This window comes from Neisseria subflava, assembly GCF_005221305.1.
Taxonomy (GTDB): domain Bacteria; phylum Pseudomonadota; class Gammaproteobacteria; order Burkholderiales; family Neisseriaceae; genus Neisseria; species Neisseria subflava.
The window spans coordinates 437,904-455,718 of the sequence record NZ_CP039887.1 but is presented as its reverse complement, the minus strand read 5'-3'; the positions used below and the strand labels follow the sequence as shown (position 1 = coordinate 455,718).

General features: G+C 49.2%; 15 protein-coding genes, 1 tRNA gene and 1 pseudogene. 7 read left to right on the top strand and 10 right to left on the bottom strand.

What is annotated here, in order from left to right; genetic code table 11:
• Positions 1 to 29: 29 nt before the first annotated feature.
• The 3 genes and pseudogenes from FAH66_RS02275 to FAH66_RS02265 form a co-directional block, all read right to left on the bottom strand.
• Positions 30 to 596: pseudogene (locus tag FAH66_RS02275) on the bottom strand (glycogen/starch/alpha-glucan phosphorylase); the annotation flags it as partial.
• On the bottom strand, positions 506 to 793 hold the full coding sequence (locus FAH66_RS10970; protein WP_244285043.1) for a 4-alpha-glucanotransferase: 288 nt from the start codon (positions 791 to 793) through the stop codon (positions 506 to 508). The gene FAH66_RS10970 and the pseudogene FAH66_RS02275, both read right to left, overlap by 91 nt.
• A 664-nt stretch (positions 794 to 1,457) precedes the next feature.
• Entirely contained in the window at positions 1,458 to 1,940 is a 483-nt protein-coding gene (locus FAH66_RS02265; RefSeq protein ID WP_003683125.1) for an FKBP-type peptidyl-prolyl cis-trans isomerase, read from the bottom strand.
• Positions 1,941 to 2,454: 514 nt separating this feature from the next.
• Between FAH66_RS02265 and FAH66_RS02260 the strand changes: the two genes are divergently transcribed.
• Together FAH66_RS02260 and FAH66_RS02255 are read left to right on the top strand one after the other, a co-directional pair.
• Entirely contained in the window at positions 2,455 to 2,721 is a 267-nt protein-coding gene (locus FAH66_RS02260) for a hypothetical protein (RefSeq protein WP_003683138.1), read from the top strand.
• Between the two features lie 95 nt (positions 2,722 to 2,816).
• Positions 2,817 to 4,190: an FAD-binding oxidoreductase gene (locus FAH66_RS02255; RefSeq protein WP_137041594.1), complete on the top strand. Its 1,374-nt coding sequence runs from the start codon at positions 2,817 to 2,819 to the stop codon at positions 4,188 to 4,190.
• A gap of 53 nt (positions 4,191 to 4,243) precedes the next feature.
• On the opposite strand, the gene FAH66_RS02250 is transcribed toward FAH66_RS02255, so the two are convergent.
• Positions 4,244 to 5,074 carry a symmetrical bis(5'-nucleosyl)-tetraphosphatase gene (locus FAH66_RS02250; protein WP_070633481.1) on the bottom strand — a complete coding sequence of 277 codons (831 nt, stop codon included), beginning with the start codon at positions 5,072 to 5,074 and terminating at the stop codon, positions 4,244 to 4,246.
• Positions 5,075 to 5,144: 70 nt separating this feature from the next.
• Positions 5,145 to 5,534, bottom strand: a complete 390-nt coding sequence (locus FAH66_RS02245; RefSeq protein ID WP_137040554.1) for a RidA family protein — start codon at positions 5,532 to 5,534, stop codon at positions 5,145 to 5,147.
• Positions 5,535 to 5,704: 170 nt separating this feature from the next.
• Here FAH66_RS02245 and yaaA point away from each other — a divergent pair, with 170 nt between their 5' ends.
• Together yaaA and FAH66_RS02235 are read left to right on the top strand one after the other, a co-directional pair.
• Positions 5,705 to 6,484 carry a peroxide stress protein YaaA gene (gene yaaA, locus FAH66_RS02240; RefSeq protein ID WP_137040553.1) on the top strand — a complete coding sequence of 260 codons (780 nt, stop codon included), beginning with the start codon at positions 5,705 to 5,707 and terminating at the stop codon, positions 6,482 to 6,484.
• Between the two features lie 79 nt (positions 6,485 to 6,563).
• Positions 6,564 to 6,654: transfer RNA gene (locus tag FAH66_RS02235), tRNA-Ser, on the top strand.
• 142 nt (positions 6,655 to 6,796) lie between these two features.
• Here the strand turns inward: FAH66_RS02235 and FAH66_RS02230 are convergent.
• From FAH66_RS02230 to FAH66_RS02210, 5 genes are all read right to left on the bottom strand, one after another.
• Positions 6,797 to 8,401, bottom strand: a complete 1,605-nt coding sequence (locus FAH66_RS02230; protein ID WP_137040552.1) for an ABC transporter ATP-binding protein — start codon at positions 8,399 to 8,401, stop codon at positions 6,797 to 6,799.
• 24 nt (positions 8,402 to 8,425) lie between these two features.
• Positions 8,426 to 9,334, bottom strand: a complete 909-nt coding sequence (gene oppC / locus FAH66_RS02225; RefSeq protein ID WP_003683112.1) for an oligopeptide ABC transporter permease OppC — start codon at positions 9,332 to 9,334, stop codon at positions 8,426 to 8,428.
• 72 nt (positions 9,335 to 9,406) lie between these two features.
• Positions 9,407 to 10,327 carry an oligopeptide ABC transporter permease OppB gene (gene oppB / locus FAH66_RS02220; protein WP_036472303.1) on the bottom strand — a complete coding sequence of 307 codons (921 nt, stop codon included), beginning with the start codon at positions 10,325 to 10,327 and terminating at the stop codon, positions 9,407 to 9,409.
• Positions 10,328 to 10,560: 233 nt separating this feature from the next.
• Positions 10,561 to 12,357, bottom strand: coding sequence for an aminopeptidase P family protein (locus FAH66_RS02215; RefSeq protein WP_137040551.1), 1,797 nt, complete (start codon positions 12,355 to 12,357; stop codon positions 10,561 to 10,563).
• Positions 12,358 to 12,432: 75 nt separating this feature from the next.
• Entirely contained in the window at positions 12,433 to 14,052 is a 1,620-nt protein-coding gene (locus FAH66_RS02210) for an ABC transporter substrate-binding protein (protein WP_137040550.1), read from the bottom strand.
• A 328-nt stretch (positions 14,053 to 14,380) separates the two neighbouring features.
• Between FAH66_RS02210 and FAH66_RS02205 the strand changes: the two genes are divergently transcribed.
• From FAH66_RS02205 to FAH66_RS02195, 3 genes are all read left to right on the top strand, one after another.
• Positions 14,381 to 15,451, top strand: coding sequence for a porin (locus FAH66_RS02205; RefSeq protein WP_137040549.1), 1,071 nt, complete (start codon positions 14,381 to 14,383; stop codon positions 15,449 to 15,451).
• A gap of 126 nt (positions 15,452 to 15,577) precedes the next feature.
• Entirely contained in the window at positions 15,578 to 17,092 is a 1,515-nt protein-coding gene (locus tag FAH66_RS02200; RefSeq protein WP_137040548.1) for a polyamine aminopropyltransferase, read from the top strand.
• Positions 17,093 to 17,260: 168 nt separating this feature from the next.
• Positions 17,261 to 17,728 (top strand): FxsA family protein, encoded by a 468-nt coding sequence (locus FAH66_RS02195; RefSeq protein WP_167480306.1) that lies wholly within the window; start codon positions 17,261 to 17,263, stop codon positions 17,726 to 17,728.
• The last annotated feature ends 87 nt before the right edge of the window (positions 17,729 to 17,815 follow it).

Genomic DNA, 17,815 nt, shown 5'->3' with positions numbered 1-17,815 from the left:
TGTATCGGCTTTCGCTATCTGCTTAACGCTTAATTTCTGCCGGGCAATTCTTTTTCACTCAATGGTTTGATGTACCAAATATCGCGGCAGTAGTCGGCGATGGAGCGGTCGGATGAGAAGAAGCCCATGTTGGCGATGTTGATCAAGGCTGATTTGCGCCATGCGGATACGTTGCGGTAGTGTTCGTCCGCTTTGTATTGCGTGTCAATGTAGCTGCGGAAATCCGCCATCAGCTGATAGAAGTCGCCGTATGGTTGCAACACGTCGTTGTAGCGGTTTGGCTCTTCCGGAGAGAAAGTGCCTTGGCTGATTTGGTTGACGACGCGGCGCAGGTCGCTGTCTCGCTCGATATAGATCAACGGGTCGTAGCCGTTGCGGCGGATTTCTTCGACTTGTTCTACGGTGTTACCGAAGATATAGCAGTTGTCCGCGCCGACTTTTTCCAAAATCTCAACGTTCGCGCCGTCCAGCGTACCCATACAGATTGCGCCGTTGAGGGCAAATTTCATGTTACTGGTACCGGATGCTTCCGTACCTGCCAGTGAGATTTGTTCGTGCAAATCGGCGGCAGGAATGATGATTTGTGCAAGGCTGAGTAAATCGGATTGAGCCATTCGCGCGAAGAAGGGCTATACGGGCTGGCAAAGGCAGGCTTGCTGGTAAACAAGGCGTGCAAAGGGTTGATACCGACAAAATCCAGCTTTTTCTCTGCCGCATATTTCATCAGGTTCAGCAAATCAGTAAAGTCGCCTATGCCCCAGTTGCGCTCGGAACGCAGGCTGTACAAATGCATGGTCAAGCCATTCATCCGACCGCCATTGGCAAGCAGTTTGGGTTGGTAAACCGATTCAGGCGCAACAATCAGGCGTATAAGGCGACATTTGCCGCCGGTCTCAGCCGACAAAGTGTAATAACCGCAAGCCAGTCGGGGCAGCTTAATCCAAAGCGTATCGTTGTCGCCCGGATATAAAGTCAAGCTCTGGCACTCATCCGCCTCATCACTCAATACGACCGCTTCCGCACCATGAAATTCAGACGGCATCTGTAAAGATTCTTCGCCGTTTTCATGCGCGACCATCGTATTCAGATAAAGGCCGTCTGAATCCGGTTTGCTTTTGTCCAAAACAGCAACGATCGATTCCAACACTTCAGGTTTGGTCGCATGATATATACCGTTGATGTCGTGGTAGCCTAAATCAATACCGGCCTCTACAGCCTGCTGCTCCAATGTTTCACTCATTGCATTCTGCCTGTTTTACCAATATCTGAATCTTAATACAGATTGTGTCGCACCGTTACATGTAATTCATTGTAGTTTCTAACAAAATCCATATTTCCCTGCTTGATTTGACCTGCGCCAAAATTTCCTATTTATCTGTCTTGTAAAAACTTAAAGGCCGTCTGAAAAGGAAGGTTTCATTCCTTTTCAGACGGCCTTTATCATACTTCAAGCCTGATTAGTGGTGGTGATGACCGTGCGGGCCATGTACGTGGCCGTGGGCAATTTCTTCCTCAGTCGCATCGCGTACACCTTCAACGGTCGCTTTGAACAATACTTTCATACCGGCCAAAGGATGGTTGCCGTCCACTACGGCTTTACCGTCGGCAACATCGGTTACACGATAAATCAATACATCGCCTGTTTCCGGATCATCGGCTTCAAACATCATGCCGACTTCAACTTCAACAGGAAATACGCTTACATCTTCAATACGTACCAGCTCAGGATCTTGCTCGCCGAAGGCATCATCAGGCGACAAAGCCACTTCAACAGTATCGCCTACATTTTTGCCGTGCAACGCTTCTTCCACCAAAGGGAAAATACCGTCATAACCGCCATGCAGGTAAGCAATCGGCTCTTCGGTTTTGTCCAACAACTGGTTGTTTGCATCGTACATTTCATAATGCAGGGAAACTACGGAATTTTTAACAATAGACATCATGTCGTCCTTAATCAATATTTAAAAGTCAAGTCCAGGCTATTCTATCACAGCTGTAACTAAACAATCGGTTTACCTTAAACAAATACTTTTGGCAAACACAACAAAACCAAAAAAGCCCATATAAAAAACCAAATTGAATGATTCCAACCCATAAAAGTTGCTTTTTCACAACACAAAGTTGCTAAATTACAAAAAACTTCCCAAACGCAAAAACATTCTAAATCCTTAAAACCAACAATAGTTAAAAATAATCAAATTATTGAATATAAACAACTTTTTAAAAGTTCATTAATTATGAATATTTTTAGATGATTTTTTATCTGCCTCCCTGATTTACATTATTTTCGCTAATTTTGTATTGATTTTAATCCGCAAACGGTTAAGCAACGTTGCATTGGCCCACCCCGTGGGGCATAATAACGAAAATTCAGCAATGAATTTCTACTGTACAGGCCGTTTGACGGCTATTTTTAGTTTAAATGTTTAAATCGATTTAAAAAGGTCCTCAAAAATGAAAAAATCTCTGTTCGCTGCTGCTTTGTTGTCTTTAGCTTTGGCCGCTTGTGGCGGTGCTGATAAAGCTGCTGAAACTGCCGCTTCTGCTGCTTCTGAAGCCGCTGCTTCTGCTACTGAAGCTGCTGCATCTGCTACTGAAGCCGCTGCTTCTGCTGCTACCGAAGCTACTGAAGCCGCTGCTTCTGCTACTGAAGCTGCTGCATCTGCTACTGAAGCCGCTGCATCTGCTACTGAAGCTGCTGCTTCTGAAGCTGCTAAATAATATTCTTTTGAATATAAGAAAAGCAGGATACCATTGTGTATCCTGCTTTTTTACATTCCTCACACTCCCCTTCCCGACTTTTCTGCCTGACTGCCATGCACCTTCACGACCGTTTTGCTGAGTTTCTTTCCGCCTCTGAAATCATCGAAGCCACTCCTGCCTTGTTAAACGACCAACGCCGCCGTTTTGTTTCTTCGCCGGATATTGTCTTACAGCCGAACTCTATCGAAAGCGTGCAGAAAATCATGCGTTTCTGTTTTGAAAACCGCATCCACGTAACCCCGCAAGGCGGCAATACCGGATTATGCGGCGCAACGGTAACCACCGAAGGTGTACTGCTCAACCTCTCCAAGCTAAACCGCATCCGCGATATCAACCTTGCCGACAACAGCATGACGGTTGAAGCAGGCGTGATTTTGCAAAATGCTCAAAAGGCAGCAACCGAAGCCGGACGACTGTTTCCGCTCAGCCTTGCCAGCGAAGGCTCTTGCCAAATCGGCGGCAATATCGCCTGTAATGCCGGCGGTTTAAATGTCTTGCGTTACGGCAGCATGCGCGATTTGGTATTGGGTTTGGAAGTCGTGTTACCAAACGGCGAACTGGTTTCCCACCTTCAGCCCCTGCACAAAAACACGACCGGCTACGACTTACGCCATCTTTTTATCGGCAACGAAGGAACATTGGGCATCATTACCGCCGCCACACTCAAACTCTTTGCCCAGCCCAAAACCAAAGCGACCGCATGGGTAGGTTTAGACGATATTGAATCCGCCGTCTCGCTTTTGACTGCGGTGCAAGGTTATTTTGCCGAGCGCTTGACCAGCTTCGAGCTAATCAGCCGCTTCGCCCTCGATTTATCTTCGGAATTCAGCCAACTCAAAAAGCCTGCCGATGCGGAATGGCATATTTTGATAGAACTTGCAGATTCCGTTCCCGATGCCGGACTGGATGAAAAGCTTGCCGAATTTCTCTATCAAAGCGGATGGGAAAACAGCATTTTGGCGCAATCCGAGCAAGAGCGCTCCGACTTATGGACCTTGCGTGAAAATATTTCCGCTTCCCAACGCAAACTCGGCACCAGCATCAAACACGACATCGCCGTCCCTATCGCCCAAGTGGCCACCTTTGTCCGCCAATGCGCCCCTGCCTTGGAAATCCGTTTTCCCGGCATACAAATTGTCTGCTTTGGACATTTAGGCGACGGCAGCCTGCATTACAATACGTTTTTGCCCAACGTATTGAGTAACGAAGCCTACCAATACGAAGACGCCGTCAATACCATTGTTTATGAAAACATCCTTGCCTGCCACGGCACGATTGCCGCAGAACACGGCGTAGGCATCATCAAAAAACATTGGCTGCCCCGCGTGCGTACGCAGGCCGAACTCATGCTGATGCATGCCATCAAAAATCAGCTTGACCCTTATGGCATTATGAATCCGGATAAACTCCTGCCTTCTCTGGATTAACCAATACAAAAGGCCGTCTGAAACATTTCAGACGGCCTTTTATCTTATCCAAACTATTTCAATGCCGTTTTCCAATCCAATCCGCCCAAGGACGGTACCTGTATCACTTCATTGGTATCCAAATTGACCGCTGTCAGCTCTCCGCCCCACAACGCGCCGGTATCCAAAGCGATAACCTGATCGGTATTAACGTAGCCCAATGACGACCAATGTCCGAACACGGTAATATAATCCAAATTCTGCCTATTGGGCGCTTTAAACCAAGGGCGCAGGTAAAGCGGCATTTTTTTCAGAGTGGATTTATATTCATAATCCAATTCGCCTTTGTACGTCAGCGCACGCATACGGGTAAAGACGTTGATAATCATGCGTAGGCGCTCATAGCCTGTCAAATCGTCCGCCCACTCGGTCGGCTTGTTGCCGTACATTTTGCCAAAAAATTTCCTGTATTTTTTACCTTGCAATTCAGCCTCAGCTTCACGAGCAAGACTTTCAGCCTTATCAACCGACCATTGCGGCAAAATACCGGCATGCACCATCACATGTCTGTCACCGCGCACCAACAGCGGCTGATGACGCAGCCAGTCAAGCATGGCATAACTATCGGGATGGGTCAAAATCGGCTCAACCGTATCACTGCGCTTAAGCGTTCCTTCACCGCAACCGACTGCCAAAAGATGTAAATCATGATTGCCCAAAACCATTTGCACACTGCTGTCATGCTCTTTGGCAAATTTCAGGGTTTCCAAGGACTTCGGGCCGCGATTGACAATATCACCAACCAGCCAAAGGGTGTCCGTACCATGATTAAAGCCGATTTTGGCAAGCAATAAAGTCAGCTCGTCAAAACAGCCTTGAATATCTCCGATTGCGTAATGTGCCATTATTATTGTTTTCCGTTGTTATTCTTTTCAGACGGCCTCAAGCCCAGCCCAGGCCGTCTGAAAACATCAATTATGCATTTAAAACCAATACAGCCTCTGCTTCAACCTGAACGCCTTTAGGCAGGCTGGCCACGCCAACCGCCGCACGCGCCGGGAAAGGTTGCTCGATAAATTCTGCCATCACTTCATTGAATACGGAAAAGTTGGCCAAATCAGTCAAATAAGCATTGAGTTTGACGATATCGTTTAAAGAACCGCCGGCCGCTTCGGCTACGACTTGCAGGTTTTTAAATACTTGCACTGCTTCGGCACGGAAGTCGCCATTGCCGACCACAGTCATCGTAGCCGGATCCAAAGGAATCTGACCGCTCATATAAACCGTATCGCCTGCGCGGACTGCTTGGCTGTATGCGCCAATCGCGGCAGGGGCTTTGTCGGTATGGATAATGGTTTTAGACATGATATTCTCCTCAAGTAGAAATGTCAGAATCAGGTGGAAGCTTCGAATTTTACTTTCAACAGAAATACGTTTCAATAAAAGCATTCAATTAATGCGTTTAGCCCGTCTTGTTCTTCCCCGATTTTAAACCTACAATTCCACACATTATTCATTTCAAAGCCGAAATTATCATGTTTTTTGTCTTATCCCCAGCCAAAAACCTCAACGAAAAAGACCCCTCCCCCGTCAGCAGCTTTACCCAGCCCGACCTTTTGCCCGAAGCAGAAATCCTGATGCAAGAGTTGCGCCAGCTTGCCCCTCAACAAATCGCCGAGCTGATGCATGTTTCCGACAAAATCGCCCTGCTCAACGCCGAACGCAATGCCGTATGGCACACGCCGTTTACGCCTGAAAACGCCAAACAAGCCGTATTTATGTTCAACGGCGACGTCTACGAAGGCATCGCCGCCGATACGCTCAAGCCGGAACAAATCGACTACCTGCAACAACACGTCCGCCTGCTCTCCGGCTTATACGGCGTACTGCGCCCGCTCGACTTGATGCAGCCCTACCGCTTGGAAATGGGCACAGCCTTTGCCAACTCGCGCGGCAAAAACCTCTACGAATTTTGGGGCGATAAAATCACCGACCTGCTCAACCAAACGCTGAAGCAGGCCGACAGCGATGTCTTAATCAACCTCGCCTCACAAGAATATTTCAAATCCGTCAACACCAAAAAACTCAACGCACGCCTGATTACGCCGATTTTTAAAGACGAGAAAAACGGCAAATACAAAATCATCAGCTTCTACGCCAAACGTGCGCGCGGTTTGATGGTGCGCTACGCGGCAAAACACGGCATTACCGATCCTGAAATGCTCAAAAATTTCGACTACGAGGGCTATTCATTCAATGAAGCAGCTTCAAACGAAGCCGAATGGGTATTCATGCGTGAAGAACAATCTAAATAAAAACAGAATCCTAGATATTTTTTCTAAAATACCTCTTGGCAAAGGCCGTAAGTTCCATTAGTATTACGGCTTCAAGAACGGAAGCGTGGCAGAGCGGTTTAATGCAACGGTCTTGAAAACCGTCGAGGGTTGATAGCCCTCCGTGAGTTCGAATCTCACCGCTTCCGCCATTCTTGATAAGGATATAAAGACTTGATTGATTCAAGTCTTTTTTATTTTTGTCCTTTTGAAATTTAAGTTTATGTTGACGGGTCAACATTATCGATAAACAAAAGGCCGTCTGAAAACTACTTCAGACGGCCTTTTCCTTTTCTACAAATCAAATGCGGCGTTAATCAAACGTTTGGTGTAGTCGTTTTGCGGATGGTGGAAAATCTGATCCGCGCTGCCGTACTCAACCATTTCGCCCTGCTTCATCACAATTACGTTGTCGCTGACGGCGCGCACGACAGACAAATCATGGCTGATGAACATATAAGTCAGGCCGTATTTCTTCTGCAAGTCGCGCAAAAGTTCGACCACTTTGGATTGTACGGAGCGGTCAAGCGCAGAGGTCGGCTCGTCCAAAAGAATGAATTTCGGGCGCAGGATAACGGCGCGTGCAATCGCGATACGCTGACGCTGGCCGCCGGAGAATTCATGCGGATAGCGGTTGAGCGCGTCAAGCGGCAGGGACACTTCCTTCATGACTTCCAAAACACGCTGGATACGTTCTTTTTTGGTCATTTCAGGATGATGAACCGTCAAACCTTCGCCAATAATTTCGCCAACGGTCAGGCGCGGTGAAAGCGAACCGAACGGATCTTGGAACACAATTTGCCGTTGCGATTTCAGACGGCGTGCTTCTTCGGCGGTATAGTTTTTCAGGTCTTTGCCTTCAAAGGAGATATGGCCGGTATAAGGCAGCATCTGCATGACGGCTTTGCCCAGCGTGGATTTGCCGGAACCGGACTCGCCGACGACGCCCAATGTTTCGCCTTCTTTAATTTTGAAGCTGATGCCTTTGACGGCATCAAAAGTTTTGAGCGGTTTGCCGAAAAAGTTTTGCTTCAATACGAAAGAAACATTGACATTATCGGCATCGATTAACACACCGGCATTGTTTTCTTCCGGCTCTTTCATGCCTTTTGGAATGGCATTGATGAGTTCGGCAGTATATTCGTGTTTCGGATGAACAAATACTTCTTTGATTTTGCCACGCTCGACAATTTCGCCGTTACGCATGACGCAGACGGTTTTGGAATAGTGTTCCGCCAAACCCAAATCGTGGGTAATGAAGATAATCGCCATGCCCATTTGCTGTTGCAAATCGTGGAGCAAATCGAGAATCTCGGCTTGAATGGTTACATCCAAAGCGGTGGTCGGCTCATCGGCAATCAGCAGGTCGGGTTCATTGATGAGCGCCATGGCAATCATGATGCGTTGCAGCTGACCGCCGGAAAACTCGTGCGGATATTGCTTCATGCGGCGCTCGGCTTCTTTAATGCCTACACGCTCCAGCAGTGCCAATGCCTTCTGCCCTGCTTCTTTTTTGCCGAGCTTTTTATTGTGCACACGCGCCGCTTCAATCAGTTGCGTACCGATACGCATAAACGGATTGAGCGAGGTCATCGGCTCTTGGAAAATCACGCTAATGCGGTTGCCACGCAAATCACGTAGGGTTTTCTCATCGGCATCTAAAATGGAAATACCGTCAAAAGTAATGCGCGAATCTTTGCTGTATCGGGCAAATTTCTCAGGCAGCAGGCGCATAACGGACATAGATGTTACAGACTTGCCCGAACCGGACTCGCCGACCAAAGCCAATGTTTCGCCCTCTGCCACTTTAAAGCTGACATTACGAACGGCGTGCACGTTCTTTTCATGCAATTCAAAATTGATGTCCAGATTTTCTACAACCAGTAACTGTTTTGTCATTTTGATTATCCTTTTGGTTGTGGTTTAGCGGTCTTTCGGGTCGAGCGCATCGCGCAGGCCGTCGCCGATAAAGTTGAAACAGAACAAAGTGGTTACCAAGAAGAAACTCGGCACGAGCAGCTGCCAAGGTGCGGCTTCCATAGAAATCGCGCCTTCTTGCAACATCGAACCCCAACTGGTCATCGGCTCTTGCACGCCCAAGCCCAAGAAGCTCAAGAAGGATTCAAACATAATCATGCCCGGCACCAGCAAAGAGGCATACACCATTACCACGCCCAAAACATTCGGAATAATGTGGCGCGTTACGATTTTACGTTTTGCCACGCCGCTCACACGCGCCGCTTCGACAAACTCTTTATGCTTCAAGCTCAAGGTTTGACCACGCACGATACGCGCCACGTCCAGCCAAGACACCAAACCTACGGCAGCAAAAATCAAAAGCAGATTGCGGCCGAAGAATGTGGTCAGCAGAATCACGAAAAACATAAACGGAAATGCGTTCAAAATTTCCAAAAAGCGCATCATCAACGAATCAAGCTTACCGCCGATAAAGCCGGCAATCGCGCCATAAAGCGTACCGATAACAACGGCCACCAATGCGCCGGCCACACCGACCAGCAAGGAAATACGTCCGCCGGTTGCCGCACGCGACAGCAAATCGCGACCGAGCAAATCCGTACCCAGATAGTGATGGGTAGAAAAGGACGGTGGAATCTGCATATTGTCCCAGTCGGTGAAGTCGTAGGTGTAGCGGACAATCCATGGCGCCACAATCACAAAAATGCTGATCAGCAACAGGATGATAATGCTGTACACCGCCGCTTTGTTCTGTTTAAAACGCCGCCATGCGTCGCTCCACAGGCTTTTGCCGTGTACTTGGGCGTATTCTGCTGCCTCTGCAAGGGCCTGAGTCTGCTTCTTTTTGAATAACATAATGTTCTCTCTCGCTTTTTATTCTTTCTTCAGGCCGTCTGAACGTTTCAGACGGCCTTTGCGCAAATGGGATTAATAACGGATTTTCGGGTCAATAATGGCATACAGAATATCGAGGATGGCGTTGAACAAAATGGTCATAATGCCCACCAAAATCGTCAAACCCAAAATCATGCCGTAGTCGCGGTTGAGCGCGCCGTTGACAAACAATTGTCCGACGCCGGGAATACCGAACACGTTTTCAATCACAATGGAGCCAGTGATAATGCCGACGAATGCCGGGCCTAAGAAAGAAACAATCGGCAACATGGCAGGACGCAATGCATGGCGCAGGATGATGCGGCTCATGGGCAGGCCTTTGGCGCGTGCCGTGCGGATAAAGGGGCTGTTCAATACTTCGATCATCGCGCCGCGCGTAATCCGCGCGATACTGGACACATAACCGATGGACAAAGTAACGACGGGCAAAATCAAGTTCATTAGTGCGCCATCGTTCCAACCGCCGGCAGGCAGCCATTGCAGTCTGACGGCAAACACCAGCACCAATACCGGCGCCATCACAAAGCTGGGAACGACGATACCGGTCATCGCTCCGCTCATCAGCGAATAATCCAGCCAACTGTTTTGTTTTAAGGCGGCGATGATGCCGATAAACATACCGAAGATGGCGGCAATCAAAAAGGCGTAGAAGCCAAGTTCTGCCGATACCGGCAGGGATTGGGCAAGCAACTCATTAACGCTGAAATCTTTATATTTGAACGACGGCCCCAAATCCCCCTGCGCCAACTGCTTGAGGTAGTGGAAATATTGGAGGTACATCGGATCATTGAGGTGATATTTCGCTTCGATGTTGGCCATGACCGCAGGCGGCAAATTGCGTTCGCCTGTGAACGGGCTGCCTGGTGCGAGCCGCATCAGAAAAAACGATACGGTAATCAACACCAGCATGGTCGGGATGGAAGCACATATCCGTTTGATGATGAATTTCAACATAATCAGGCTGTCCTGTCTGAACATACCGGACTCGTGAAAACAAAGCTGACCTGAAGCGGAAATCGGATGAATGGCAGCAGGCATCTGTAACGTCGCCGCGCCGGTTTCTCTCTCTATTCCGACCGGGTTATTGTTTTTATTCGGAGTCGGGTAAGGTTTTTTTAGTTTTTAGATAATTGTTGTTATAAGGCCGTCTGAAACTTTGTATCCGCCGTTTCAGACGGCCTTTCACGTTAACGCGCCAAAGGTTCGGTGCGTTCAATCAGCCATGCTTTGGCCTCGCCTTCTGTCAAAGGCTCAAGACGGCGGCGCACTTCGGCGTGATATTGGTTCAGCCATTCGATTTCGCTGCCGGTCATCAGTTTGGTATCGATCAGGCGCGTATCGATTGGGCAGAGGGTAACGGTTTCAAAATACAGGAATTTGCCGAACTCGGTTTCCTCTGGGTTTTCAACCGGACGGTTGATTACCAGGCTTTCGATACGGATACCCCATTTGCCCGGACGGTAAAGACCCGGCTCGTTGGAAGTCAGCATGCCTGACTTCATCGCGTGATGCGGTTGCGGCACGGCGGCAACGGCAATGCTTTGCGGGCCTTCATGCACATTGAGGAAATAGCCCACGCCATGACCTGTACCGTGACCGTAATCGCATTGCGCCTGCCAGAGCGATTTGCGGCAGATGGCATCAATCATCGGGCCTTTGATGTTTTCAGGGAAAATGGTTTCCGCCAGAGAAATATGCGCTTTCAACACCAAAGTGTAATCGCGCTTCATGGCCGCACTCGGATTGCCGACAGGCACCACGCGCGTGATGTCGGTCGTACCGCCCCAGTATTGACCGCCGGAGTCAATCAGCAGCATACCGTCGCCTTTGATTTTGCTGTTATTTTCCGGTGTCGCGCTGTAATGAGGCAAGGCGGCATTGGCATTGTAGCCGGCGATGGTGTCGAAACTTGGCGAAATAAAGCCGGGACGTTGGCTGCGGTGTTTGTAGAGCATGCCGTCGATGTCCAGTTCGCTCAATTCGCCGCCGTCTGCCAAGATTTGTTCAAACTCGGCAAAGAAGCCGCACAATGCCGCGCCGTCTTCCGCCATGGTATTGCGGATATGGGCGATATCGGCATCGGATTTGACTGATTTGAAGAATGTGCTTGGGTGGATGGCTTCAATCAAACGGACGTCTTCAGGCAGGCGGCGCAAAGTGCCGACAGCAGTTTTGTTCGGATCAATCAGCAATGTGCCATTAACGCCTGCCAAATAGTCCGCCGCCTGCGCATAAGGCAATACTTCAAAACCTGCCGCTTTCAAAGCTTCGGCAGATTCGGCTTTCAGACGGCCTGCATCGGTAAACAATACGGCTTTGTCTTGGCTGATAAACAGATGGGACAAGAACACAGGGTTAAACGGTACATCATCGCCGCGCAGATTAGTAATCCAAGCGATGTCGTCCAAAGAAGAAACCAAATGCGCATCTGCGCCCTGCTCTTTCATGGCCGCACGGATTCTGGCCAGTTTTTCGGCCGCCGTTTCGGAAACATAGTCGGGATGGTGAATGTAGATTTCCGGAGTCGGCAATGCAGGACGGTCGTTCCACACTTCGTCCAACAAGGTTTCAGGATATTCGAGGCGGATGTTTTTGGCGGCAAGTGCCTGTTTCAAACCGCGCTCGCCGCTGAGTGCGAACATATCGGCAGGTGCGCCGACCACTGCGCCCTCGGGCAGATTTTGTGCCAACCACTCGGTATAAGGCGCATCAACGCCCATTTTTTGCAGCTCGATGCCGTTTGGCGCAAGCTGTTGGCCTGCCTGTTCCCAATAGCGGCTGTCCGTCCACACGCCTGCTTTATCGGCGGTTACCACCAAAGTGCCGGCCGAACCGGTAAAGCCGGAAAAATCGCGGCGCGCCTGCCAATGCTCGGGCAGGTATTCGGAAAGGTGCGGATCGGCGGAAGGAATGACAAACGCGTCCACGCCATGTTTTTTCATGGCTTCGCGTAAAGCGGACAAACGTTGTTGTACAGATTTCATGTGTTATGTCTCCTATTATTTCAGACGACCTCTGTCATCAAGGCCGTCTGAAAACTTGTGCTGTCTATAATCAATCTATTTTTTCGGTGCGAACGACCAGCTCTTCACTGTATAGTTCCGCAAAGGGTCTTTGTCGGAATAGCCGATGATATCGGGTTTGACCATACGCACTTCAACCTGATGATACAGCGGAATCAGTGCAGCGTCTTCTTGAAGCTGCTTCTCCGCATCGGCATAAAGCCGGCTGCGCGCTTCCTTGCTGACACCATCTTTCAGCGTATTGTTCATAAATGTGTCAAACGCCGCGCTTTTGTAGCGGAATGCATTGTTTGAGTTGTTGGATTTCAAGATATTGAGCATACCCGCCGGATCGTTGAAATCGGAACACCAGCCGCTGAACGAAACCTTAAAATTACCTTGCGCGCGCGTATCCAAATAAGTTTTCCATTCCTCGTTGGACAAAGTCGGACGGATAAACGGAATGGCGGCTTTCCACACCGACTGCACGGCAGTAATTTGTTTTTTGGACGCTTCGCTGGTGCTGTACAAAATATCGAACTCAAGCGGATGGTCATCGTTGTAGCCTGCTTCGTTCAAGAGTTTACGCGCGGTTTCGATGCGTTTTTCAGGCGTCCACTCTTTCCACTCTGGATAAACAGGAATCACGCCCTGCATTTGCGGCGGCGTCAACTGGAACGCAGGCGTATCGCCGCGGCCGCCCACTTTGACGACAATGTCGCGGCGCGTCAGCATATTGAGCGCCTTGCGGACGCGCGGATCGTTAAACGGCGCCGCTTCGTGGTTCGGCTCCAAATACCAGCTGCACAAAGAAGTCGTGCGTCTTACTTGGCCCGGAAACTCAATATCCGCCACTTTGACCTGATCGCTGGGAATACCGTAAGTCACATCAATTTCATTGGCGCGATAACGGTTGTACTCGCCGCTACCTGACAAGAAAACAGCCTTCGGAATAGCCACTTTGTCTTTATCGTAATAATTGGGATTGCGTTCCATATTAATGTGGCTGTTGACTTTCCAATCCGTTAAAAGATAGGCGCCACTGGAAACGTAATGACCGGGCTGCGTCCACTTATTGCCGTATTTTTCAACAGTGGCGCGGTGAACCGGAAACGTGAATTGCTGAATCAGCATATCGGGGAAATAAGGCACGGGCGCAATCAGCGTAAATTGCAGGGTCTTCGCGTCCAACGCCTTGACGCCCAATGTCTCAGGCTTGGCTTTGCCGTTTAATATATCTTCCGCATTTTCCACTTGTGCATCGACCAAATAGCTGCCGAAAGGTGCGCCGGTGGCCGGATCGGCAAGACGACGGAAGCTGTACACGAAATCTTCGGCAGTAATCGGATCGCCATTGCTCCATTTGGCATCACGCAGATGGAAGGTCCAAATACGCTCGCCCTCGCTCTCCCATTTTTCCGCCAAAGCAGGAATGGTTTTGCCTTCGGCATCCGTACCGACCAAACCATCCATCAACTGACGGATAATCGTACCAGCCGCCATATCGCCGCTCATCTGAGGATCCAGCGTACCCGGCTCAACGCCGTTGCTGACTACCACGCGCTCATAATCGGTACGTTTAAACTCAGGGGCAGGCTTGACATCGCGGCTGCACGCCGACAACGCGAATACGGCAGCCAATGATGCAGCCAACAGCGGATAGGTTTTTCCGGCCATATTTCATTCCTTCTTTTTGGGTATTCTTCTTTTTCAGACGGCCTGATTATTCAAACTACACTCGACTACATTTAGTTAGAATTTTTCCAATGCAGTTAAATCGTCTATTTCAAGTCATGAAAATAGTGTTTTAAACCACATATTCCATCAGGATAATAGTGAGCCATCCAAGATTGTTGGCAAATTAACACAAAAATACGTAACTGAAAACTATTTTTCAATTTATCCTACGATAAATTACAAATGTATTGATTTTTTATAATTTGTCAAATAAGATTATCCGAATTTCCCGTCCCCAATTAAGAAAAAGACATAAAAGGAGAATAAAATGAACAAGTTATCTTGCTTTGTTGCCACTACCCTCATCGGCTCTTCCATAAGCTTCGCCCACGCCGAACCTAAAATGAGCGGTACCATCTACATCATGACCGAGGTCGAACACAACAATAAAACCGGCGTCACCAATACAACCATTTCCGATAAAAGTTCCAGTCTTTATCTCTCCGATGAAGTACGACTCAACAACGACTTATGGCTGAAATGGCAACTTGGCTCCTTTATTTACTTCGATTCTGACCGCTGGAGCGGCTGGGGCACTGCCGACTCATACGTTGCGCTCAACAGCTACAAAAACCTTGGTACCGTCAAAATGGGTTACATCAGTACACCCATGAACAGCATTTATCTGAACCCGTTTGACACCAACAGCTCGATTTTGGAATTCGGCAAAATTTCCCGCTTCGGCCAACGTCGCGTTTCTATGGCTTATGAGTCTCCTTGGAAAAACGGTTTCCAATTCAAATTCAACGTTTCCCCAGGTTCCAATGCCGCACGCAACAACAACGACTGGAGTCCGGATAAAAAACGTGACGGCGACTGGGTTTTCGGCTGGGGTGTGGACTACAACCACCCAAACAACGGCTTTAACGCCCACTACGCTGCCGAATACGCACCCAACGACTCTCCGACCGAAACCAAAGACTTCCAAGCCCATGCATTCATGGCCGGATACAGCAAAGACAAAATCTCCGTCGATGCCGCGTTCCAATACGCCAAAAACACTTGCGACGGCTTCAGCTGCTGGGGCGTATGGAAAGATGCGGCAGGCAACGTAGCCGGTTCTTACGACAAAGAAATCAACAACACCAAAGAATTTATGGTGTCCGGCTCATACAAAGTAGGCAATTTCAAACCTCAAATCGGTTTCGCCTACGGTAAAAGCTCTGTCGGCGAAGACTACAAACACGTCGCCGTCAGCACCGATTACAGCTTCTCCAAACGGACAACCGCCACACTCGGCGCCGGCTGGTTGAAAGAAAACGTCAATCCGAAATACGATGAAGATTTACCGAAAAAATCTTCTTACGCAGTGGGCATGGTATTCAAACACCGCTATTAATGCCTGACAGATTAAAGGCCGTCTGAAACAATTGTTCAGACGGCCTTTTCTACATCCTATAAATAAACTTGCAGCCCACCTTAAAAATCATTACATTGCCCACACTCAAGCAACAAAAACGTCATCATGAACGCCCACCGCACCCTCATCATCTCCGTTTTTATCGTCGCCAGCTGCGGCCTTGCTTACGAGCTCATCATCGCCGCGCTCGCAAGCTATCTTTTGGGCGACAGTATTTTGCAGTTTTCCTCCGTCATCGGGCTTTATCTGTTTTCAATGGGTATCGGTGCCCACCTGACCCAATACATCAAAGATAAAGACGTGTTGCACCGCTTTATCGAAATCGAACTTCTGGTCGGCATCATCGGCGGCATTTCCGCGCTGGCATTATTTGTGGCCTTCGGTTTATCCGCCGCCCCGTTCCGCACCCTGCTCTACGCTTTTGTACTGATTGTCGGCATGGTTGTCGGCATGGAAATTCCTTTAGTCATGCGCGTGTTAAACCAAAAAGGGGCGGAATTTAAAGAACTCGTTTCCAAAGTATTGACCTTCGACTACTTAGGCGCACTTGCCGTCTCGTTATTATTTCCGCTCCTGCTCGCCCCCAAACTCGGCATGGCGCGTTCCGCCTTGTTGTTTGGCATTTTCAACGCCGCCGTCGCCTATCTGACCGCGCGTGTATTCAAATCCGAATTACCCCGCTACCGCGCCATCCGCCTGCGCGCGCTGATTGTCTTGTCCGTCCTCGCCGCCGCCTTCGCCTACGCCGACCGTATCTCTTTCAAAGCCGAACAAAGCTATTTCGGCGATCCCGTCGTCTATCAAAGCCATTCTCCCTACCAACGGCTGGTCGTTACCCGCTGGAAAGACGACACCCGCCTCTACATCAACGACAACCTGCAATTCTCCTCACGCGACGAAGCCCGTTACCATGAAGCACTCGTTCTGCCCGCCATGCAGATGGTTCAAAACGCCACCCGCGTCCTCATTCTCGGCGGCGGCGACGGGCTGGCGGCGCGCGAAGTCTTGAAATACCCGCAGGTCAAACACGTTACCCTGGTCGATTTAGACCCTGACATGACCGCCACCTTTAAAACTTCCGCCGCCTTAAGCGCGCTCAACCAAGGCTCGCTGTCCCATCCCAAAATGCACATCGTCAACGACGATGCCGCCAAATGGCTGGAAGGGTCGTCTGAAAAATTCGACGTCATCATCATCGACCTGCCCGACCCGTCCAACTTCTCGCTGGGCAAACTCTACTCCGTCCCCATGTACCGCCTCGTCGCCCGCCATCTTCAGCCGCAGGGCAAAATCGTCGTCCAATCCACCTCGCCCTACTTCGCCCCCAACGCCTACTGGTCGGTCGTTGCCACCCTCGAAGCGGCCAAGTTGAATACCGCGCCCTATCATGTTTACGTCCCCTCCTTCGGCGAATGGGGATTTGTGCTGGCAGGGTTTGACCAAAGCTTCCCCATTCCGCAAAAATTCGACGTACCCACACGATATCTCAATGCCCAGACTGTTGCCGAAATGTTCCGCTTTCCGCCCGATATGGCAAGGCGCAAGGTGGAAGCAAATTATTTGAACAACCAAATTCTCGTCAGTTATTTTGAAAGTGATTGGAACAATGTGATGCGATAGAATATCTAAAGGCCATCTGAAACATCTGCCTTCTTTATATCTCCGTTCAGACGGCCTCATCGTCCGTTTACCCTTTTTCACACAGCATTTGCTTGAAAAAAATAAGGTTTATCTTTATCTAGATAGAACACAATCGACACTATCCGTTGAATGAAGGAACAAACACTTATGCAGTATTTTGGAATCGGTTTTTTGGTTTTAATCTTTTTGGAAATCATGTCCATCGTCTGGGTTGCCGACTGGCTTGGCGGCGGTTGGACGCTATTTTTGATGGCTCTCAGCTTTATCAGCGGTATCTTTATGCTGCGCCATACCGGTATCTCCGGCCTTTTACTCGCAGGCGCAGCCGTCCGCAGCGGCCAAAACATTTCCCTCTATCAGATGCTGTGGCCGATTCGCTATACTGCCGCCGCGGTTTTCCTACTCAGCCCCGGTTTTATTTCAACCGCCGTTGCCCTGCTCTTGCTGATTCCGTTTAAAGGCAACGCGGCCGTTTCTTCTACGCAATCTTTCCAAAGCCACCAGACTTACAGCTCCGCCAAAGATGATGAAGACATTATCGAAGGCGAATATACGGTTACGCGCACCAACAAAGCCGACAAACCGCAAGACTATATCGAACACAAACCCGATTGACGACTTCCTTCATAAAAGGCCGTCTGAATTAGGAATACCTCAAAAGTGTTTCATATTTCAGACGGCCTTAATCATTTCCTGGCTTTG